This window comes from Domibacillus sp. F004 (genome assembly GCF_057814295.1).
In genome coordinates this window covers 217914-237097 of record NZ_JBVATB010000003.1, presented here as the reverse complement: position 1 = coordinate 237097, position 19184 = coordinate 217914, and the positions used below count along the sequence as shown (strand labels likewise).

At 40.7% G+C, this 19184-nt stretch carries 21 protein-coding genes; 17 read left to right on the top strand and 4 right to left on the bottom strand.

The features are described 5' to 3' along the window. Positions 1-220 precede the first annotated feature (220 nt). From ACZYRN_RS09755 to ACZYRN_RS09745, 3 genes are all read left to right on the top strand, one after another. Complete coding sequence (locus ACZYRN_RS09755; protein ID WP_488911362.1) at positions 221-1189, top strand: CAP domain-containing protein; 969 nt, start codon at positions 221-223, stop codon at positions 1187-1189. A 37-nt stretch (positions 1190-1226) separates the two neighbouring features. Further along, positions 1227-1676 (top strand): YlbF/YmcA family competence regulator, encoded by a 450-nt coding sequence (locus tag ACZYRN_RS09750; protein WP_488911361.1) that lies wholly within the window; start codon positions 1227-1229, stop codon positions 1674-1676. A 74-nt stretch (positions 1677-1750) separates the two neighbouring features. Then, positions 1751-2026, top strand: a complete 276-nt coding sequence (locus tag ACZYRN_RS09745) for a YlbG family protein (RefSeq protein ID WP_488911360.1) — start codon at positions 1751-1753, stop codon at positions 2024-2026. A 35-nt stretch (positions 2027-2061) separates the two neighbouring features. On the opposite strand, the gene ACZYRN_RS09740 is transcribed toward ACZYRN_RS09745, so the two are convergent. Next, positions 2062-2451 (bottom strand): DUF7147 family protein, encoded by a 390-nt coding sequence (locus ACZYRN_RS09740; RefSeq protein ID WP_488911359.1) that lies wholly within the window; start codon positions 2449-2451, stop codon positions 2062-2064. A gap of 155 nt (positions 2452-2606) precedes the next feature. Here ACZYRN_RS09740 and ACZYRN_RS09735 point away from each other — a divergent pair, with 155 nt between their 5' ends. The 3 genes from ACZYRN_RS09735 to coaD all read left to right on the top strand — a co-directional run bounded on the left by ACZYRN_RS09735 (position 2607) and on the right by coaD (position 5184). After that, complete coding sequence (locus tag ACZYRN_RS09735) at positions 2607-4016, top strand: hypothetical protein (RefSeq protein WP_488911358.1); 1410 nt, start codon at positions 2607-2609, stop codon at positions 4014-4016. 104 nt (positions 4017-4120) lie between these two features. Next, complete coding sequence (gene rsmD, locus ACZYRN_RS09730) at positions 4121-4687, top strand: 16S rRNA (guanine(966)-N(2))-methyltransferase RsmD (RefSeq protein ID WP_488911357.1); 567 nt, start codon at positions 4121-4123, stop codon at positions 4685-4687. A gap of 2 nt (positions 4688-4689) precedes the next feature. Next, positions 4690-5184: a pantetheine-phosphate adenylyltransferase gene (coaD, locus tag ACZYRN_RS09725; RefSeq protein ID WP_488911356.1), complete on the top strand. Its 495-nt coding sequence runs from the start codon at positions 4690-4692 to the stop codon at positions 5182-5184. 21 nt (positions 5185-5205) lie between these two features. Here coaD and ylbJ read toward each other — a convergent pair whose 3' ends face one another. Continuing rightward, positions 5206-6342 carry a sporulation integral membrane protein YlbJ gene (gene ylbJ / locus ACZYRN_RS09720; protein ID WP_488911355.1) on the bottom strand — a complete coding sequence of 379 codons (1137 nt, stop codon included), beginning with the start codon at positions 6340-6342 and terminating at the stop codon, positions 5206-5208. Positions 6343-6470: 128 nt separating this feature from the next. Here ylbJ and ACZYRN_RS09715 point away from each other — a divergent pair, with 128 nt between their 5' ends. Both ACZYRN_RS09715 and ACZYRN_RS09710 read left to right on the top strand, forming a co-directional pair. Next, entirely contained in the window at positions 6471-7262 is a 792-nt protein-coding gene (locus tag ACZYRN_RS09715) for a patatin-like phospholipase family protein (RefSeq protein WP_488911354.1), read from the top strand. Next, complete coding sequence (locus tag ACZYRN_RS09710; RefSeq protein WP_488911353.1) at positions 7241-8296, top strand: SepM family pheromone-processing serine protease; 1056 nt, start codon at positions 7241-7243, stop codon at positions 8294-8296. The genes ACZYRN_RS09715 and ACZYRN_RS09710 overlap by 22 nt, the downstream gene beginning before the upstream one ends. Here the strand turns inward: ACZYRN_RS09710 and ACZYRN_RS09705 are convergent. Continuing rightward, the gene (locus ACZYRN_RS09705) at positions 8288-9487 is read right to left on the bottom strand and encodes a nucleotidyltransferase (protein WP_488911351.1); all 1200 of its coding nucleotides are present in this window, start codon (positions 9485-9487) and stop codon (positions 8288-8290) included. The two genes, ACZYRN_RS09710 and ACZYRN_RS09705, sit on opposite strands and share 9 nt — an antisense overlap. Positions 9488-9633: 146 nt before the next feature. On the opposite strand from ACZYRN_RS09705, the gene ACZYRN_RS09700 reads away from it, so the two are divergent. The 3 genes from ACZYRN_RS09700 (at position 9634) to ACZYRN_RS09690 (ending at position 11275) form a co-directional block, all read left to right on the top strand. Further along, on the top strand, positions 9634-10164 hold the full coding sequence (locus ACZYRN_RS09700; protein ID WP_488911350.1) for a YceD family protein: 531 nt from the start codon (positions 9634-9636) through the stop codon (positions 10162-10164). A 62-nt stretch (positions 10165-10226) separates the two neighbouring features. Then, a complete protein-coding gene (gene rpmF / locus ACZYRN_RS09695) occupies positions 10227-10400 on the top strand; it encodes a 50S ribosomal protein L32 (RefSeq protein ID WP_488911349.1) in 174 nt (57 codons plus the stop codon). Between the two features lie 110 nt (positions 10401-10510). Beyond that, positions 10511-11275, top strand: a complete 765-nt coding sequence (locus tag ACZYRN_RS09690) for an enoyl-CoA hydratase/isomerase family protein (protein WP_488911348.1) — start codon at positions 10511-10513, stop codon at positions 11273-11275. A 41-nt stretch (positions 11276-11316) separates the two neighbouring features. Here ACZYRN_RS09690 and ACZYRN_RS09685 read toward each other — a convergent pair whose 3' ends face one another. Next, on the bottom strand, positions 11317-11772 hold the full coding sequence (locus tag ACZYRN_RS09685; RefSeq protein WP_488911347.1) for an N-acetyltransferase: 456 nt from the start codon (positions 11770-11772) through the stop codon (positions 11317-11319). 284 nt (positions 11773-12056) lie between these two features. Here ACZYRN_RS09685 and ACZYRN_RS09680 point away from each other — a divergent pair, with 284 nt between their 5' ends. The 6 genes from ACZYRN_RS09680 (at position 12057) to ACZYRN_RS09655 (ending at position 19166) form a co-directional block, all read left to right on the top strand. After that, positions 12057-12944 (top strand): 2-dehydropantoate 2-reductase, encoded by an 888-nt coding sequence (locus tag ACZYRN_RS09680; RefSeq protein ID WP_488911346.1) that lies wholly within the window; start codon positions 12057-12059, stop codon positions 12942-12944. Positions 12945-13432: 488 nt separating this feature from the next. Then, positions 13433-15049 (top strand): bacillithiol biosynthesis cysteine-adding enzyme BshC, encoded by a 1617-nt coding sequence (gene bshC / locus ACZYRN_RS09675; protein ID WP_488911345.1) that lies wholly within the window; start codon positions 13433-13435, stop codon positions 15047-15049. A gap of 146 nt (positions 15050-15195) precedes the next feature. Next, on the top strand, positions 15196-15627 hold the full coding sequence (gene mraZ, locus ACZYRN_RS09670) for a division/cell wall cluster transcriptional repressor MraZ (RefSeq protein ID WP_488911748.1): 432 nt from the start codon (positions 15196-15198) through the stop codon (positions 15625-15627). A gap of 22 nt (positions 15628-15649) precedes the next feature. Next, entirely contained in the window at positions 15650-16597 is a 948-nt protein-coding gene (rsmH, locus tag ACZYRN_RS09665) for a 16S rRNA (cytosine(1402)-N(4))-methyltransferase RsmH (RefSeq protein WP_488911344.1), read from the top strand. A gap of 11 nt (positions 16598-16608) precedes the next feature. Then, positions 16609-16962, top strand: a complete 354-nt coding sequence (gene ftsL, locus ACZYRN_RS09660; RefSeq protein WP_488911343.1) for a cell division protein FtsL — start codon at positions 16609-16611, stop codon at positions 16960-16962. Further along, positions 16959-19166 (top strand): penicillin-binding protein, encoded by a 2208-nt coding sequence (locus tag ACZYRN_RS09655; protein WP_488911341.1) that lies wholly within the window; start codon positions 16959-16961, stop codon positions 19164-19166. Before ftsL ends, ACZYRN_RS09655 begins: the two co-directional genes overlap by 4 nt. Positions 19167-19184 lie beyond the last annotated feature (18 nt).

The window sequence follows — 19184 nt, the reverse complement described above, 5'->3', positions numbered from 1 at the left end:
AAATTACGCATTCATGCAATGTGCTTCATTTGATTGTCTATGACAATTTTGAAAAGATTAGATAGAAAGTTTTTTAAAATCAGAATCTGGAATAATGATATACTGAGAAAGAGATATTGGTGTACGGGTTTACAAAGGAGGAGATTTTCTGCGTTCTGTTTTTAAAATTTTAATTATTATTTTGGTTATTATGCTTGCAGGCATTTATACAGATAAATCGATGAATGAGGGAAAAGAGGAAGCAACACCGGTGCCGCCGCCTGTTAGTAGCGGTCAAGTAGAACCGGCAAAAGAAATAGAAACGGAAAAAACACCAGAATCAGGCGCTGGTTCCTTTATTGGAAAGCCCGCAGAGACATTATTAACTTTATATGGACAGCCTGTTCGGAAAGAACCATCTGCCTATGGATATGACTGGTGGGTATATCATACAGGCAATGCGTATTTTCTTGCAGGGGTAGAAAACAACCGGATTGTAACAATCTATGCAACAGGCAACATGGATACCGAGCCTTTTACACTCGGTATTTCATCGAGTGAAATTTTCCGCTCACGTTACCCTGAAACGGAGATTATTGTCAATGCGAATGACAGTTACTATCGGTTTGAACTATCTGAAGAGGATTTAAATCTCCGTCCAATTATACCGATTGGAAATTTTTATGCTCAACTGTATATTGACCAGTTTTCAGGAACTCTTTCTGCCGTTCGTTTTATGACGAAGGATGTGTTATTAAAAATGAAGCCATATGAATTAGTATATCAAGGGACTTTGCCTGAAGCGCCGTCACCGGGGCGCTCGGAATGGGTTCATATTGAGAGAGGAAGTGAGCAGCAAATATATGAAATTACAAATGTGATGAGAAGCCGGTTTGGTTTATCCACTCTTGAATGGAATACTGCAGTTGCAGCTGTAGCTAAAAGTCATAGCAAAGACATGTTTTCGACAGGTTATTTCGATCATGAATCACCGCAATTTGGCAGTTTGGAAGATCGACTTAAGCGTGCGGATGTTACGTATACTACCGCTGGTGAAAATATTGCAGCAAATTATGTAGACGCTGCTGCAGCGGTAGAAGGGTGGCTTAATTCAAAGGAGCACAGGGAGATTATGCTTAGTGAATCGATCTCTACACTAGGTGCTGGCGCTTATCGGAAACATTACACACAAAATTTCACCGAAGAGTAAAGTTATATGGTAAAATAAGTCGATGGAGGTGCATTTCATGATTGCGACAACGATGGAACTCATCAACGCAGCGGATGCAGCAGATGAACTTGGAGTGATGATTCTCCAGTCTGAAACGGCAATTAAATACCGCGACTGTTATAAAACACTTTATAAAAACGAATCGGTGAAACGAAAAATTTTCGCGTTCAGCCGATTAAAAGATCAGTATGAAGATGTGCAGCGGTTTGGCCGCTACCATCCTGATTATAAAAAGATTATGATGGAAACACGCCAGGCAAAGCGTGAAATGGATCTGGATGAACATGTTGCCGCATTTAGACAGGCGGAGACAGAACTTCAGCAGCTACTTGACGATGTCAGTTTGCTTATTGCCCGTTCTGTGTCTGATCAGGTGAAAGTGCCCGGTGCAGGTTCTGTGTTCTCAAGCGCTTGTGGGAGTTGTGGAAGCAACGAAAGTGGCGGTTCTTGCGGATGCTCCGCATAATAGCGTAGCCCCATTAGCGGGGATTGTATGACTCTTTAACGCAAGATAAAAAATATAGGGCCGGAGGGCGAAATATGTTAACGGAACGACAGGCGTTAATTGTATGGCTTCATTCACTTAAGCCGGCTAAATCATTACGTAAGTATGGAAATGTTCATTACGTATCAAAAAAAATGAAATATGTCGTGCTGTACTGTGATCAGCTGGAGATAGCTGCACTTGCAGAAAAACTTGATACATTTTCATTTGTGAAAAAAGTGGAATTTTCAGAGAAACCATTTTTAAAAGTAGACTATGAAAATTCTCGGCCTGATAAAGCGAAAGAATATGATTATAAAATTGGGGTTTAAAAAAGAGGATCTGTCTCCATGACAGATCCTCTTTTTTATTGGAGCGGCGGAATGTGACGATTGAGCCGCAAAATACCAATAAGGTATTGATAGTAGAGCACTGTTTCTGCAAAAGCAGTAGACGGTTTGACGTCCAGCTCGATGACATTTTTATGAAGTGAATGTGCTGTTTCTTCAAAAAGCCGGTATCGCTCATTTGACTTTTCATGTGGATAGGGAATGCCTTCCCGGCATATGTATATTGGTTGGAAGTCGCCCGGTATAGTGGGCATTAGAACAACGGCACATGAAGTTATACGCCGTTTATCTACTTTTGAATGCAGCGCGAGAAAATGCTGGACGCGCTGTTCAGCTCTTTTTGCTACATCAATCAGTTCATACAAATCAGAATACCCTTCTCCAAGTTCAATGAATCGTTGAATCAATGTCAAAGCCTCCCTTCTTTTCACATCTATCGTACCGCTTCTCTAGTTAATAAACAATAATTGTTCACGTGATTATAATAAATTACATCTTTAAAAAAGCGAAAGATTTGTTATGATGAAAGTGAATCATTATCCTACAGGAGGCAGACAAATAGATGAAAAAAGTCTTGGTATTTAGTTTGTTGCTGTTTATTGTCTCCGGGGTATTATTAACAATGCAATGGATTGGCTATGAAAAAATATCAAAAGCATCTGAAAGGATTATTTCTCAACAAGAAATTGAACTTGATGTAAAAAAAGACCGTTTTGAGATAAGCCAGACGATCAAGTTATTGCCTGAAAATGAAAAAATGGTTTTTAAACTCCCGGCGGATGCAGATAAAGTATCATGTTCAAAGGGAGATATATGCGAAATTGGAGGTCAAACGGGTATCGCTGATGTGAATGGAGCAAGCCTGACGATTTATTACCAATTGCCGGCTCCTCATATAACGGATTCTTTTTCGCTGGATAACTGGTACGCTACGTTCTCTGATGTCAAAATGTCGGCAACAACGGTCATAATAACAGATTATACGAAGCGGGGTGGGGAATGGATATCGTCTCTTGAACAGACTGCTGCGAAACAAATGTCGATTATTGACTTTTATTCATTTCAAGGAAAATCTGGACAAGCTCCTTTATACTGGCAGAAATTGCCGCTCGTAAAAAGTGTACTTTCACCGATTTTGACTGTGTATAATGTTGAGCATATTCCATCCACTGCGCTTTCATTTTCCATCCCACTTGAAGAAGATAAAATAGCTCCGCAAACGGTTGTCATTGCGCCAAATGCAAAACCAGCAAAATTAAGCGGGTTAACGCTCATTCAAAGCATAGAGGAATTGAAGAGTGTTCAAAATCAGATTATTCATGATTACGTATCCCAATCCTTCATTTTACCAGAAAGTGAAAAATGGATGGCTTCTTTTATAGCGGTCACTTTATATGATATACAGCCTGTTTTTTTAAAAGCAGCTGTCATGAAAGAAGAAATTGCGGCTCAATTGACCGAAATGGAACAGGCTCAATGGCAGGGAAAATTAAAGCGCCTAAGAGGAAAAACGGTGACAATACAGAAGCTGGATGACTTACTCGGATCGGTTAAAGGAGAAGAAACACAGTTTTTTACTACTAATAAAAAAAGGGACACCGCCACCATGCCGCTTCTCTTTTTTGATGGCCGGCCGGTGACGATTGAAGGAAAAAAAACGGCTTTTCGCATGACAAAAAGAGAAGGAATTCTTTATGTGCCATTGAGAGAAGCAGCCGAATCACTCGGATTTATGATTCAAGAGCTATCCGCAGGCCGGGAATGGGTGATGAAAAAAGAATTTGAGACGTATCACTTTTATTTAAATGAAAACCGAGTCTCATATAACGATCGTCATTATGTGCTGTACGATACAGCATTTCAAAATATAAACGGAATCATGCATGTCGATAAAGTGTGGTTTCAAAAAATCTTTCTTATAGAAGTTCAGGAAAAGGCGGAAAAAATTGATTTGCTGCCTTATGAATTGTAAAGAAACCTTGCCAATCGTGTAAAAGGTTTCTTTTTTATGTTGTAGATTCGACAGTTTGTTTGTGATACCATAAACGGAGAAAAATGAATGGCAGGTTGAATAGAATGAGGATTATCTCTGGAATAAAAAAAGGACATCCGCTAAAAGCAGTCCCAGGTAAAGATACAAGGCCGACGACAGATAAAGTAAAAGAATCGATTTTTAATATGATTGGTCCTTATTTTGAAGGCGGTATCGCACTTGATTTATTTGCAGGTTCTGGCGGGCTTGGCATAGAAGCACTAAGCCGGGGAGTTGATCAAGTTATTTTTGTTGACCGCGATATGAAAGCGATTCAAACGGTAAAAGAAAATCTACGGTCTACTGGCTTTACAGAGGCAGCGGAAGTATACCGGAATGAGGCAGAGCGTGCATTAAAAGCACTTGTTAAGAGAGGCATCGTCTTTGACAGTATCTTTCTTGATCCACCTTACAAAAAGCAGAAGCTTGAGTCGATGCTTCAGTTTATTGGCCAGCAGTCATTGCTTTCAATAGATGGAGTTATTATGTGTGAACATGGCTCAGACGTCCAACTGCCAAATGTGGCAGGACCATTTAAACGTGTAAGGTTTGAAACGTATGGAGTCATTTCCATATCTATTTATTATTGGACGAATGGCAGGGAGGAATAATAATGGCTAGTATAGCAGTCTGTCCGGGCAGCTTTGATCCGATTACGAACGGGCATCTTGATATTATTCAGCGCGGAGCGAAAGTATTTGATAAAGTATATGTTGTTGTATTGAGTAATTCGTCGAAACAGCCGCTTTTCTCAACCGAAGAACGTGCGGAGTTAATACGAAAAGTGACGGCGCATATACCGAATGTTGAAGTGGACTACTATCAAGGTCTGCTTGTTGATTATGCAAAAGAAGTAAAAGCGAATGCGATTTTGCGTGGATTACGTGCCGTATCTGATTTTGAATATGAAATGCAGATCACGTCCATGAACCGCGTTTTAAATGATCAATTGGAGACATTCTTTATGATGACAAACAGCCAGTATTCTTTTTTAAGCTCCAGTATTGTGAAAGAAGTGGCGAAATATGGCGCGAAAGTTTCGGAGCTAGTGCCAAAAGAAGTTGAAGCGGCATTAAATCAAAAACGGCTTGCAGGACTGAACGAATAAGGACAGCTGGTACGAAAGAAATCAATTTCTTTTGCGCCGGCTGTTTTTATATTGAATAAAGAGCAAAATAGAAGCAATGGTCATCCACAAAACGGTTACGCTTATCCCGTTTTCAGGCGGAATCATCGAAACAGAAACAGGTGAATCGGCCAGCTTGAAGGAAGTTAGTAGAAATGTGATCAGTACAGCGTATATGCTGTGCAGTACACGCGCAGCAAGAAAAGGAGCATAACGAATATCTGTTTTACTGATAATAGCGGCCACCTGAGCATGAACACTGAAGCCGCTAAAAGCTAAAATAAAGCTGATTATCATGAGTAGGCCAGCAGGATCACCATTCATTTCAGCGGCCTGTTTTGTGCCAGCAGTGAGTTCAATCAATCCAGATAAAATCGGTGCAGCCATATCCGTATTCAGGCCTACCTTTGAAAAGAGAAAGGAAAAAACAGAAAAAAAACCATTCATTTTTAATAATTCAGTTATAACTGAAAAAAAGATAATAAATCCGCCGACGAGCATCAGTGTCTGAACGGAGGAAATGACTGCATCAGCAATTAGAGTACCAAATGGCCGTCCGTCCTGTCTGCGTGACATTACAAAGGATTGAATAGCACCTGCTGAGACAGAATGTGAAATGGGTTCCTGTTGTCCATAAAAGCGCATTGTAATACCGACGAAAAAAGCTCCGCTGTAATGGGCTGCAGCAAGTAAAAACCCACTGTCCGGGTCGTGAAGAAAGCCGCTTGCAACAGCACCTAAAATAAACAGAGGATTGGATGAGTGGGCAAAGGCAACAAGACGCTCTGCTTCAATTTGCGTAATGGCATTGTCGTTTCGAAGCCGTGCTGCGAGCCGTGCTCCCGTTGGAAAACCGGAAGCGAGTGAGAGAATCCAGGCAACACCGGCAGGTCCGGGAAGACGAAAAAGAACGCGCATGATGTTTTCTGAAAGTGCACCGAAAAAAGCAACGACGCCGAGACCGAGAAGCAGTTCTGTTAAGATGAAAAAAGGGAGGAGAGACGGGAAGACCGTTTTCCACCACATGTCCATACCTTTTCGGGCTGCATATACCCCCGTTTCGGGAAAAAAAAGAAGTGCAGCTGTTAACACTGTCATAAAGACAGCGGCGATAACCGTTTTCCATGGAATATCGTTCATTTAAAAGCCTCCCAAGCATGAATACAGTTTTCTTGTATTATTTTTTGTACAATAAAAAATAGCTTGTACGAAAGGATATGCCGCGTACAGAAGAATAGAATGGATGTAAGACGACAGGAGGTGTTTTCATGGTTGCTGAACCGAAAATTGGCCTTGCACTCGGATCGGGAGGAGCACGTGGATTTGCTCACGTTGGCGTCTTAAAAGTGTTTCAGGAAGAAAATATTCCCATTCATATCATTTCGGGAAGCAGTATGGGTGCTCTTGTTGGCGCATTATACGGAACCGGGCATAGTATGGATATGCTGTACAAATTATCATCTGCTTTTCAACGCAAATTCTTTCTTGACTGGACTGTGCCGAAAATGGGTTTTATTGCAGGACGCAAACTAAAAGACTTTATCCACCTCTTTACACATGGGAAACGAATCGAAGAGTTAAATGTGCAACTGGCGATTATTGCGACCGATATACAGGCGGCAGAAAAAGTCGTATTTACAGAAGGACCGATTGCGGAAGCGGTGCGGGCAAGTATTGCGATACCAGGCATTTTAGTTCCGGAGAAAGTGAATGGACGGCTGCTCGTGGATGGCGGTGTAATTGACCGCGTGCCAGTGTCAGTAGCGAAAGAAATGGGCGCAGATATTGTCATTGGGGTCGATGTTACATCTGTAAAGAAAAATGCTGAAATAACTACCATTTTTGATGTTATTATGCAAAGTATTGATATTTTACAGCTTGAAATTATTGAGAGCAGGAAGATGGCGTCGGATGTGATGATCCGGCCGGCTATCGATTCATACAATTCACGCGCGTTTACACACACTATAGATATTATTGCGGCAGGAGAACGGGCAGCACGTGAACAAATCGATCTGATTAAACAGCTGATTTCGGAATGGAAGGACGAACAAATGTGAAGAATAAACGAATAGCGATCATTTATATTTTATTACTTGCTATTATTGCAGCTGCCTTTATTCCGCTCCCTTTTTACGTAACAAGGCCGGGTGATGCGCATGAGCTTGATCCTATTGTTTACGTTGATGGCGGCGATCAAGGTGATACCGGTACGTTAATGTTGACGACAATTAGTATGGGGAGAGCGAATATTTACTCCTATATATGGACAAAATTTCGTGAATATGAAAAAATTTTATCAAAAGAAGAAGTACGTTATCCACATGAATCGGATGAGGAATACAATGTAAGACAATATTATTTAATGAATACGTCTCAACAAAATGCGATTACGGTAGCGTTTGACGAAGCTGAAAAAACGTATGATTGGACGTATAACGGCATTTTTGTACTCGGCGTATTTCCAGGCATGCCGGCAGAAAAAGTGCTTGAAGCAGGCGACCGAATTACAGCAATTGATGGGAAAAGATTGAAAGAATCAAAAGAAATGACTGATTATGTACAGTCAAAACAACCGGGTGAGAAAGTAATGTTGACGTATGAGCGGGATAAGGAAGAAAAGGAAATGGAAATTGAATTAAGGGCATTTCCAGAGTTGGATGGAAAATCAGGAATGGGCATTAGTTTGGCGGATGACCGGACATTGAAAAGTGATCCGAAAGTAACACTTAAAGCAGAAGAGATTGGCGGACCATCTGCGGGACTTATGTTCAGTTTGGAAATTTATGATCAGCTTGTTTCAGAAGATATTGCTGCAGGGCTTCGAGTGGCAGGCACGGGGACAATCGCAAAGGATGGAACAGTTGGGCGGATTGGGGGAATCGATCAAAAAGTCGTTGCAGCTGATCGGTCTGGTGCTGAAATCTTTTTTGCTCCGGATGATCCGTTGCCAGAACAAGCAGAGGATTTGCAGACGAATTACGAGCAGGCAAAAAAAACAGCTGAAGATATAAAGACCGATATGAAAATTATACCGGTCCAAACATTTTCAGACGCTGTTAACTATTTGGCTAATATTACTGCATCAAAGTAAAACAGGAGATAAAGAAAATTCATGATCTAAAAGCTGTTCTATGTAATGAGCAGGTGCAGTCGGAACGGCAGCGTAAACACGCGATGCTTTAATATCGAGTGAAAGCAAATCTACGTCGGCTGCTGTTCTCGACAGAAAGGGCACGGCTATCTCTTTTTTGATCGTATGAATGTAGCTGCGGCCTTTTTGTGTCATCCCTAGCAGGCGTATAAAGGAAATGTGTGCAGCCGCATCGTTCATTTCTTTTTTTGTCGTATTTGTTAATACGTGTGTTATCATGCGCTGAATTCTGGTCCATGTATACCGCTTCGTTTTTACCCGTTCCATAAACGAGAGGAATGTATCACTTTTTAAAGCGGCGTCAATGAGCCGTGGACCGATGCCCTCTTCAATTTCATAAATCGCATTTAGGTCATCTAAATGAATAGACAAAAAACGATAACGTAGAAGCGGCCAGTACATTTCCCATGAATGAATCAACCCATGTTGCCTATGATCTGTTAAAATAGATAGGACGGAATGAGGTAAAAAATGATCAACCTGTTTTTGGCTAAATAATAAATTTCGGATCGCGGTTGCGCTTGCAATATGTCCAGATGCCTGTTTATCATGATAATCGGAACCTTGCCGCAAAACAGTAAGTGGCTGCATAGGATGATTCAGTTCATTGTTCGCTGTTACATAATGAAAACCGAGAATATTGTTTGGTCTGGATAAATCCAGAGGCAAAGGCTGATTACGAAAAACCGCTTCTCTTGCCTTCGTTTGGGCCGCGGGATAACTGTTTCCTTCTTTTAAACTAGCTCGAATACAATCATTCAGTGCCTCTCTGTTCTCAGAGAGACGGGCTGCAGTTTGAAGGAATGGATCTATCTGGCCGTTCTCACTGCCAAAACAAAATGATCGGCATTTCATATGATCAAGGATCTGAATGGCACCGGCAGCAAATGTTTCCGCTTTTTGTGTAGAAAAAGCGTAGGGCAGCTCGACAACGATGTCGACACCGTTGGAAAGAGCCATCTTCGTTCTCGTCCATTTATCGACAAGTGCCGGTTCACCACGCTGTAAAAAAGATCCGCTCATTACTGCAATGATGACATCTGATTTTGCTTTTCGTTTCGTTTCGTTCACATGGTACAAATGTCCGTTATGAAATGGGTTATATTCAACAACAATACCAGCTGCGTTCATAGGAAAATTCCTTTCTTTATCAGAATGTATCTTCATTTTCAAAGATGATGAAAAAAAAGTCAAACGGGCATTTCACTGTAAAGAAAATATATTGACAAACTATCAGGAGAGGGCTATAATTACTTTTGTTGCCTTGAGGTGATTAAATGAAATGGTCAATAATACAACTGCAAAAATACCGCGAACGCGGTCTTGAAATCGATGAAATGGTCGATTTAACCGAATTAACAACGCTTGACAATGATATTCGTCGGATCTCACCTGTTCATGTAACAGGACGTATGGATATCAGGCATGACCAAGTTGTTTTCAATTTGAAAGCGACAGGGGAAATGATTGTCCCTTGTTCACGAACTCTTGTTGACGTACGATACCCATTGGACATTGCTCTTACTGAAAGGTTTCTATTAAAACCTGAAGAAGGCGAGTTCTATGAAACAGATGATGTCCATTTACCGGAAGGAAATGTCATTGACTTCCGTCCGATTTTAGAAGAAGCTGTCATTTTGGAAGTACCGTTGCAAATATTTAGTGAAGAAGCAGACAAGCATGTTATGCCATCAGGAAAAGATTGGAACTTTTATGAAAAAGAAGAAGAGCTTCCTGAAAAAGAGAAGCCGGCGGTTGATCCGCGTCTGGCGGGGCTTCAAAACTTCTTTACATCTGATGAAGAGTAATTGAGAAGTACAGCTATTCTGGCTTCATATAGTTTTTATTCCTTTAAGGAGGTGTATATCACATGGCAGTACCTTTTAGAAGAACATCCACTACACGCAAAAACAAACGCCGTACGCATTTTAAATTGCAAGTGCCCGGTATGGTTTCTTGCCCGAACTGTGGTGAAATGAAACTTGCGCACCGCGTATGCAAAGAGTGCGGAACATATAAAGGTAAAGAAGTTGTTAACAAATAAGACTTTTCTATTCTTTCAAAAAAGGCAGAGAGACCATGGCTCTCTGCCTTTTTTGTACTTGTTTCTTGAATTTTGAAAGCGCTGCAATGAATGAAAGGAGGCTTCTTTTGATGGATTATACAGTAGAACTGGATGAACAGAGCGGCATCTTATTATTTACGATTAAGCGGGAAGAAAAAAGAAATGCGATCAATTATGCAGTGATGGACGGTTTAAAAGCAGTAGTCGAGCGGGCAAAGAAAGAGGATGTACGAATACTTGCTGTTACTGGCGAAGGAGAACAAGCCTTTTGTTCTGGAGGAGACCTATCCATTTTTCATGCACTCCGTACAGAAAAAGAAGCCTATAATATGTTATCGAAAATGGGGGATGTTTTATATACACTGGCAACATTACCGAAGCCAACAGTTGCCCTATTAAATGGCTCAGCAGTAGGCGGTGGATGTGAAATCGCAGCAGCATGTGACTATCGTATTGCCCGTACAGGTGTAAAAATCGGGTTTATTCAAGGGAGTATGGCTATAACAACCGGCTGGGGAGGAGGATCACTTTTACTGGAACGGATCGAACCTCAATATGCATTTAAAATGCTTTCAGAATCGGCTGTTTTCCAAGCGGAGCAACTGAAGCAGCTTGGTTTTGTCGACCGGATAAGCGAGCAGGCTGGCCTGTCAGAAGCAAAAACTTTTTTCAAAAAGGAACAGAGGATAGCGGGCTCAGTTCTAACCGCGTATAAAAAAATGCTGATTGCCAAATGGGAAGCAAGTAATTTGCAGCATCGTATGAACATGGAAATAAAAGAATGTGCAATTTTATGGGAACAGCTTGCTCATCAAGAAGCGATGGCATCATTTCTTTCAAAAGAGAAGCGATAAAAAAGCAAGCTGTCTGAAATGAAGACAGCTTGCTTTTAAAATCAGCTAATTATTTTTTTATCAGCCACGTTCGGGTCCCAAATGAGGCGTGTGCTCGTTTCTGATACGGGAACAAAATTCATTTTTTTCCAAAAGGATTGTGATTTAACGCGCGGCTTCGTCATAATTGGCAATTGAAATGACTTGGCAAACTCTACAAGCATACGGCCAAATCCTTTATGCTGGAATGCAGGCAAAACTTCAAGCTTCCAGATTTCCAAATATTTTTCGCTCGTTGGAATTAAATTCAGGTTATCTTCCCGCACGTATAAGCACATACGTGCAGCGAGACGGTCACCATAATAAATTCCATAAAAAGGAGATGTTGTATTATCTTCTACCATTGAAATGTGTAATTCATCAAGCATTGATAGTTCTTCAAGTCCATACTCTTTAAACGATTTGAATTCATCAATCGTTTTGAAATTCATTTTTAAATTTTCAACACTTAGTCCCATACGCTTTTTCCCCCTTAGCCCTCAATCTTGACCTGTATGTTCACTTCTATTATATAATAAACATAATAAAAAATGTAGTGAATTAATGTTACCGCTTACATACGCCAGGAATCAAATATTAATTTAGTGCGTCACTTTTCATAAATGTTAAAAAAGTAGCGCTCATGACCGGATGGTTGCATTAGTCGCCTAGTGGTTATCTCCTAACCGACTATATCATGAAAAGGAGGAAGCGCAGGAGACATGTTGCTTAGTGAAAGTGTCATTTCTCTTGTGCGAAGATAATGAACATACAAATTATTGGTGGTGGTGCTGTTGGATTATTTTTTGCCACGCAGTGGAATGGTAATCATGTTGTGACACTGCGGACTAGGACAAGTCAGCAGGCAGAAAAGATACAGTCAGAAGGAATATGTGTAATCGAAAATGAAATGGAAACCGTTCATTATGTTCATTCAAAAAAGATAGGAACTATAAATGCGGATTTGCTTGTCGTTGCAGTTAAACAATATCATCTAAGAGAAATCATGAAGGTATTACAAAGCGCGGATGTGCATGCTATTCTATTTATTCAAAACGGAATGAGTCATCTGGACTTAATGAAGAAGCTGTCACAAAAGAACGTATATGTGGCCTCAATTGAACATGGTATTGTCAAAATAGATGAACGGACAATTCAAGTAAACGGGCGGAATAAAACGAATATCGGTACTTATCGAGGAGGAACTGAAACGATTATAGAAGACATTCAAACGAAGTCTTTTCCGTTTGAATGGAGAGAAGATATTCAACATATGCTTATTGAAAAAATGGCAGCGAACGCCGTGATTAATCCACTGACAGCTGTCCTTCAAGTGAAGAATGGAGAGATTGCTGGCAACGAGCAATACCGGTCGATCATGAAAGATCTTTGTCAGGAATTCGCAGCTGTTTATCCATATAAAACGGAAGAAGAGACTTTTCAATCTGTACTCTCTATCTGTAACAAAACAGCAAATAATGAATCATCGATGTTAAAAGATATGAAAGCAGGGAGACTTACTGAAATCGATGCAATTATTGGTATTCTGTTAAAAGAAGCGAAAAAACAAAAACGGCATGTGCCATCTTTTCATCTTCTATACAATATTGTAAAGGGGAAAGAAAAGACGGCTAAACGTATGTCAAAATAAGTTCAGGCGTGCCTGTTTTTATAATAAAACCCTTTTCGATAACGATGACAAGACCGGCAATCATTTTTGTGTCTTTTGGGTCATGTATAACAAAAATGCATGTAATGCCTGCTTTTTTAAAAAACATCACGCAGCTCATCGCGTATTTTAATTTGCAAGTCAGTGTCTAAATTACTGAACGGCTCATCAAATAAAAATAAGGGACGGATCTGGAGCCAGTGCACTTCATTGCTGTTGCCCGCCGCCTATTTAAGGATAGTGCTTTTCAAAACCTGTTAAACCGACCAGAGTCATAACGGCATACATTCGCTCATCTTGATCCTCATGAGTGTCGCTGCAGTAAAAGATAGGTATACAGAATTAAAAATAAGCTGTAAAAAAGGGTGCTTTCTGAAATAATATTCAGAAAATAGGCACATTGTTTTTCCTTTCGTTCCACCAGATGGTATACTCATACAAGAAATTGTGCGCAGAAAGGAAGTACATTTATGGAACAAGAATGCATTTCGGTTCCCGCTTTAAATCGTTTTGCAAAAGACTACATAAGCGGAGATGAACAGACCGCTCGTTATTTTGACTATCGTCCGTTCGAGCAGGAGGAGTTTGCAGCTAGAGCAGCGGATGTACAAAAGCGGCATTATGAGCGTCAAAAACTGGCAGACATTATTTACAATTATATGCAGCCATTTCAATTGACCGAGGAAACGGAACGATCGCTTGCAAAACTGCGTGATGAAAATTCACTTGTCATCATTGGCGGACAGCAAGCAGGATTATTAACCGGCCCGCTTTATTCTATACATAAAATCATATCCATTATTCAACTTGCATCCGACCAGGAAAAGAAACTGGGTCTTCCTATTGTACCTGTTTTTTGGATCGCCGGTGAAGATCATGATCTTTTAGAAATTAATCATGTCCACGTGGAAAAAGAAGGCAGAATGCATAAAATAGGCTATCCGGAACGATTTATAAAAAAACAAATGGCTTCGGAAACGATTTATGACAAGAACACAATGGAAAAGTGGATTACATCTGTTTTTTCCTGTATGAAAGAAACAAATCATACAAATCAGCTTCGGCAAGATGTTCTCGAAGCTGTTCATCAGCACGATACATTGACTGCTTTTTTTGCACAGCTAACGCAAACATTGTTTAGCAAGTACGGTCTTTTGCTTATGGATGCAGCGGATCCAGCATTAAGGCAACTAGAAGTTCCATTTTTCAAACGCTTAATTATAGAAAATAAACAACTGGCTGCATCCGTTGCCGAAGCACAAGAAGAAATAAAAAAAGCAGCATATACATTAGCAATTGAAACGGGGGAGCAGCCGGCCAACTTATTTCTAATTGAAGATGGTGAACGCCATTTACTTGAAAGAGACGGCGATCGATATCGAAGTAAAAGCGGGCGTTCTTATTCAGAAAATGAACTGCTTGAACTGCTTGAAATGTCTCCCCACAACTTTAGCAACAATGTCGTCACACGGCCATTAATGCAAGAATGGCTATTTCCAACGCTTGCATTTATTGCGGGTCCAGGCGAGATTGCTTACTGGGCAGAATTGAATCACGCATTCCATCATTTTGAGTTGAAAATGCCGTTGGTGGTACCGCGTGTTAATATTTCGATTGTTGAACGTCCTATCGCAGGAATCGCTGCTGAAATCGATTTGACGATAGAACAGATCATTCAGTCGGGCGTCAAAATAGAAAAAGAAGCGTATATTGAATCAGTCCGTGATCATCATTTACATGAACTGATAGCTGAAATGAAAGCGGATCTTTTTGCAAGTTATGAGAAAATTGAGCAGCGGGCAAGCAAGCTTCATAATGGGCTAATGCCGATTGTGAAAAAAAACAAAGCATATCATGAACGCCAAATTGAATTTTTAATTCAAAAGAGTGATGCCGTGCTTAAACAAACACATGAGGCAGCTTTGCTGCGTTATGATCGTCTTGAATCGGCGCTGCATCCAGGCGGGCCGCAAGAAAGAATATGGAATATTTATTCCTTTTTAAATACGTATGGACCATCATTTATCGAAAAGTTAATGGAACAGTCCTTTGACCATAAAGGGGATCATTATCTTATCTATATGTGAAGCAAAAGTCTGCCTTTTTGGCAGGCTTTTTTTAGGTTAAAAAAGAAAAAAGGCACGAAGAAAACAAAGGATGCAGGAAGAAATGAAAATGGTGGTGCAAAGTGGGGGGATGTGGTAAAGTTAGTTTAGAAAGTGGGGAAACAACAATGTTTATGGGCGAATACCGTCATACCATTGATGAAAAAGGAAGAGTCATTATTCCGGCGAAGTTTCGCGAGGGTTTTGACAAAACGATCATTGTGACGCGAGGCCTTGATAAATGCTTGTTTTTATACCCGCCGTGCGAATGGAAAGTACTTGAAGAGAAGCTGTTAACATTGCCGCTGACGAAAAAAGATGCGCGAGCATTTACCCGGTTCTTTTTTTCAGGAGCCAATGAATGTCCGCTCGATAAGCAGGGCCGCATTAATTTACCAGACCTGCTTATGAACTATGCGTTACTTGAAAAAGACTGCGTCATTATAGGTGTCTCGAACCGGATGGAGATATGGAATACTTCAAATTGGAACGACTACCTCGCCTCATCGGCACAGTTCTACTCGGATATCGCTGAAAATTTGACAGATTTTGATTTATAAATGTGATTGGACTGATATGAAAATGGAATTTAATCATACGACCGTGCTTTTGCGCGAAACGGTCGATGGGCTTAATATTCGCCCGGATGGAATTTATGTAGACTGTACACTGGGCGGAGCAGGTCACAGCGAATATTTATTATCTCAGCTTGGTCCACATGGAAAATTATATGCGTTTGATCAAGATGAAACAGCTATTGAACATGCGAAAAAACGTCTCGCTGCGTATGGTGATCGTGTCGTATTTATAAATAGCAATTTTGAACACATAAAGAGTGAACTTAAAAGCCATGGTGTAACGGGGGCTGATGGGATTTTATATGACCTGGGTGTTTCATCGCCTCAGTTGGACACGCCAGAACGAGGATTTAGCTATCATCACGATGCCCCGCTCGATATGCGTATGGATACAAAAGCTGCATTGTCTGCTTATAATGTCGTAAATGAATGGTCATTTGAACAACTTGTTCGTATTTTCTTTAAATACGGGGAAGAAAAATTTTCAAAGCAAATTGCCCGTAAAATTGAAGCAGCGCGTGAAAAAAAACCGGTAGAAACAACCGGTGAACTGACCGAATTAATTAAAGATGCTATTCCAGCACCAGCTAGACGAAAAGGCGGGCATCCCGCCAAACGCGTTTTCCAAGCGATCCGTATTGCGGTGAATGATGAACTTGGGGTGTTCGAGCGCTCGCTTGACGATGCGATAGCTCTTTTAAATATAAATGGGCGTATTAGCGTCATTACATTTCATTCGCTTGAAGACCGTATTTGCAAAACGGTATTTAAAGAAGCGTCAAAAGGACCGGAATTGCCGCCTGGATTGCCGATCATTCCAGAAGAGTTTGAGCCTGTTTTAAAACTTGTAACGAGAAAACCAATTGTGCCAGCGGAAGAAGAGTTAGAAGAAAACAATCGGGCGCGATCCGCAAAACTGCGCATTGCAGAAAAAAGAAAGGCAACCGTTTAGGGGGGATCAAGATGAATAATACAGCGGAACAACCAATCATTGAACAACCGAAAACGTCGTCGTCTGTCAAGCAGCGCAAAGTGAATAAGCATTTCTTTACCCCGGGTGAAAAAGTATTATTTTTTGTTTTTTTCCTGATGATTTGTTTTATGTGTGCTAAGCTCATTTCTACACAGGCTGCGATTTATGAAACGAATAAACAAATACAGGATATGAATGCAAAAATCCAAGAACAAGAAAAAGTAAACCGTGATCTTGATATGCAAATTAGTGAAGAAAGCACATATGAAAAGATATGGGAACGCACACAAGCCATGGGTCTTGATTTAAGTGATAAAAACATTAAGGTTGTTGAACCGAAATGATTGAAAATAGAAATAATCAAAAGATAGGAGCTGCGATCCTTTTTGTTGGATTCGCCCTCCTCTTTTTTATCTTATTTTCGCGGGTGCTGTTCATTCAAGCCACTGGCAAAGCAGACGGACATGAGCTCAAAAATGAAGCTCTTGAAAAATATAGACGCACAGATGTGTTAGAAGCTAAACGAGGCACAATATATGACGCCAATAATGAGGTCATTGCAGAGGATACATCATCGTTTACCATTGCAGCAATATTGGATGCGTCCGTAACAACGGATCCAAAAGAACCTAATCATGTGACCGATCCTGAGAAAACAGCGAAAGTCCTTGCAAAATATCTTAATATGGAAGAGGCGGAAATACTAAAACGATTAAAAAAAGAGGGAGACCCGTTTCAAGTAGAATTTGGCAGTGCAGGCCGTGGTTTGTCCAACAGCGTGAAAAGCAAAATTGAAAATGAAAATTTGCCGGGTATCACATTTATTCGCCAAGCAAAACGGTTTTATCCGAACGGTAAATTTGCCTCCCATCTAATTGGCTTTACGCAGCAAATAGAAGAAGAAGGGAAAGACGGCAAAATTACGTTTCACACAGAAGGACAAATGGGCATTGAGAAAGCTTACGAAAAGTATTTAAAAGGCAAGGACGGGAAAATTCGCTATACGAGTGATTTATGGGGCTATTTATTGCCAGATCGTCACGAAATGGTCGCTGAACCAGAAGACGGAAGTGATATTTACTTAACGATTGATTCTAAGATTCAAACGTTTCTTGAAGAGGCACTAAATGAAGTCGAGGCTCAATATGATCCATCAAAAGCATTTGCGGTAGTAGCGGAAGCGAAAACCGGAAAGATTTTAGCAATGAGTCAACGTCCTACATTTCATCCAGGGACACGTGAAGGGTTGGATGTCAATTGGATGAATGACCTTATTGAATATTCATATGAACCGGGCTCAACGACGAAAATATTTACCCTTGCAGCGGCCATTGAAGAAGGCGTATTTGATGCGGAAGAAACGTATGAATCAGGTACTTATCAAGTTGGACCAAACCGTATACGAGACCATAATGGCGGCGCTGGATGGGGGGAGATTACATATGAGGAAGGCATACAGCGGTCTTCTAATGTCGCAATGGCCAAACTTCTGGAGAAAATGACACCCGGTGTTTTCCGTCAATACTTGGAAGATTTCCATTTAGGGCAAAAAACAGGCATCGAACTGCCGAATGAAGCAACTGGAAGTATATTGTATAACGTTCCGATTGAGCAGGTCACTACATCGTTTGGCCAAGGTACAACAGTTACCGCGATGCAAATGATCCAAGGTGCAACGGCGATTGCGAATAATGGAAAAATGATGAAACCGTATGTTATCGATAAAATTGCCAATAAAGAGACGGGTGACACGATCTTGAACGTAGAACCAGAAGTTGTTGGTGAACCGATTTCTAAAGAGACAGCTGATGAAACACTGGATGTGCTGGAGACCGTTTTGACGGCTGAACATGGAACTGGGAAATCTTATCAAATTGAAGGTTATGAAGTAGCCGGGAAAACGGGGACGGCACAGCTTGTTGGAGATGATGGAAGATATTTAACTGGAGCAAACAACTATTTATTTTCATTCATTGGCATGGCACCAAAAGATGACCCTGAGCTGATTGTCTATGTAGCAGTCGCGCAGCCAAAGCTGGAAAATGAATCAGGGTCTGTCCCTGTGTCACGGATATTCAATCCTGTCATGCGGAGCAGCCTTCAATATTTGAATGTAAAACCAGCTGAAAACATCATCTCTAAAACAGTTAAATTAGAAGATTTTATAGAAGAAAAAACATTTAAAGCGCGTCAAGCATATGAAAAATATGGAGTAGATCCTGTCATTATTGGAACCGGAAATAAAATTGTCAAACAGGTGCCAGCAGCCGGAGAGAAGATGTTACAAGGTGAAAAAGCGGTGCTTCTTACATCGGATCACTGGACAATGCCTGATATGACGGGCTGGGCGATCCGTGATGTGATGAAAATAACCGAAATTGCCGGACTGAAATTAAGTTATTCCGGTACAGGGTATGTCACGTCACAAAATATTCAGAAGGATAGTGAATTGAAAGAAGGGCAAAAATTAATTGTGCAGCTAAAACAGCAAGGAAGCGTGGAAGAAGCGAATGAAAAGGCAAAAGAAGATTCTGACCAATCCCGCTAATTGATAAAAACCGTTATG

Excerpts from the sequence above, each read along its gene's own strand:
- coaD (WP_488911356.1), top strand. The coding sequence starts at position 4,690 with ATGGCTAGTATAGCAGTCTGTCCGGGCAGCTTTGATCCGATTACGAAC.
- ACZYRN_RS09655 (WP_488911341.1), top strand. The coding sequence starts at position 16,959 with ATGATTGAAAATAGAAATAATCAAAAGATAGGAGCTGCGATCCTTTTT.
- ACZYRN_RS09700 (WP_488911350.1), top strand. The coding sequence starts at position 9,634 with ATGAAATGGTCAATAATACAACTGCAAAAATACCGCGAACGCGGTCTT.
- rsmH (WP_488911344.1), top strand. The coding sequence starts at position 15,650 with ATGGAATTTAATCATACGACCGTGCTTTTGCGCGAAACGGTCGATGGG.
- ACZYRN_RS09735 (WP_488911358.1), top strand. The coding sequence starts at position 2,607 with ATGAAAAAAGTCTTGGTATTTAGTTTGTTGCTGTTTATTGTCTCCGGG.
- mraZ (WP_488911748.1), top strand. The coding sequence starts at position 15,196 with ATGTTTATGGGCGAATACCGTCATACCATTGATGAAAAAGGAAGAGTC.
- ACZYRN_RS09685 (WP_488911347.1), bottom strand. The coding sequence starts at position 11,772 with ATGGGACTAAGTGTTGAAAATTTAAAAATGAATTTCAAAACGATTGAT.
- ylbJ (WP_488911355.1), bottom strand. The coding sequence starts at position 6,342 with ATGAACGATATTCCATGGAAAACGGTTATCGCCGCTGTCTTTATGACA.
- ACZYRN_RS09755 (WP_488911362.1), top strand. The coding sequence starts at position 221 with ATGAATGAGGGAAAAGAGGAAGCAACACCGGTGCCGCCGCCTGTTAGT.
- bshC (WP_488911345.1), top strand. The coding sequence starts at position 13,433 with ATGGAACAAGAATGCATTTCGGTTCCCGCTTTAAATCGTTTTGCAAAA.
- ACZYRN_RS09750 (WP_488911361.1), top strand. The coding sequence starts at position 1,227 with ATGATTGCGACAACGATGGAACTCATCAACGCAGCGGATGCAGCAGAT.
- ACZYRN_RS09705 (WP_488911351.1), bottom strand. The coding sequence starts at position 9,487 with ATGAACGCAGCTGGTATTGTTGTTGAATATAACCCATTTCATAACGGA.
- ACZYRN_RS09745 (WP_488911360.1), top strand. The coding sequence starts at position 1,751 with ATGTTAACGGAACGACAGGCGTTAATTGTATGGCTTCATTCACTTAAG.
- ACZYRN_RS09715 (WP_488911354.1), top strand. The coding sequence starts at position 6,471 with ATGGTTGCTGAACCGAAAATTGGCCTTGCACTCGGATCGGGAGGAGCA.
- ACZYRN_RS09710 (WP_488911353.1), top strand. The coding sequence starts at position 7,241 with ATGGAAGGACGAACAAATGTGAAGAATAAACGAATAGCGATCATTTAT.
- ACZYRN_RS09690 (WP_488911348.1), top strand. The coding sequence starts at position 10,511 with ATGGATTATACAGTAGAACTGGATGAACAGAGCGGCATCTTATTATTT.
- ftsL (WP_488911343.1), top strand. The coding sequence starts at position 16,609 with ATGAATAATACAGCGGAACAACCAATCATTGAACAACCGAAAACGTCG.
- rpmF (WP_488911349.1), top strand. The coding sequence starts at position 10,227 with ATGGCAGTACCTTTTAGAAGAACATCCACTACACGCAAAAACAAACGC.
- ACZYRN_RS09680 (WP_488911346.1), top strand. The coding sequence starts at position 12,057 with ATGAACATACAAATTATTGGTGGTGGTGCTGTTGGATTATTTTTTGCC.
- rsmD (WP_488911357.1), top strand. The coding sequence starts at position 4,121 with ATGAGGATTATCTCTGGAATAAAAAAAGGACATCCGCTAAAAGCAGTC.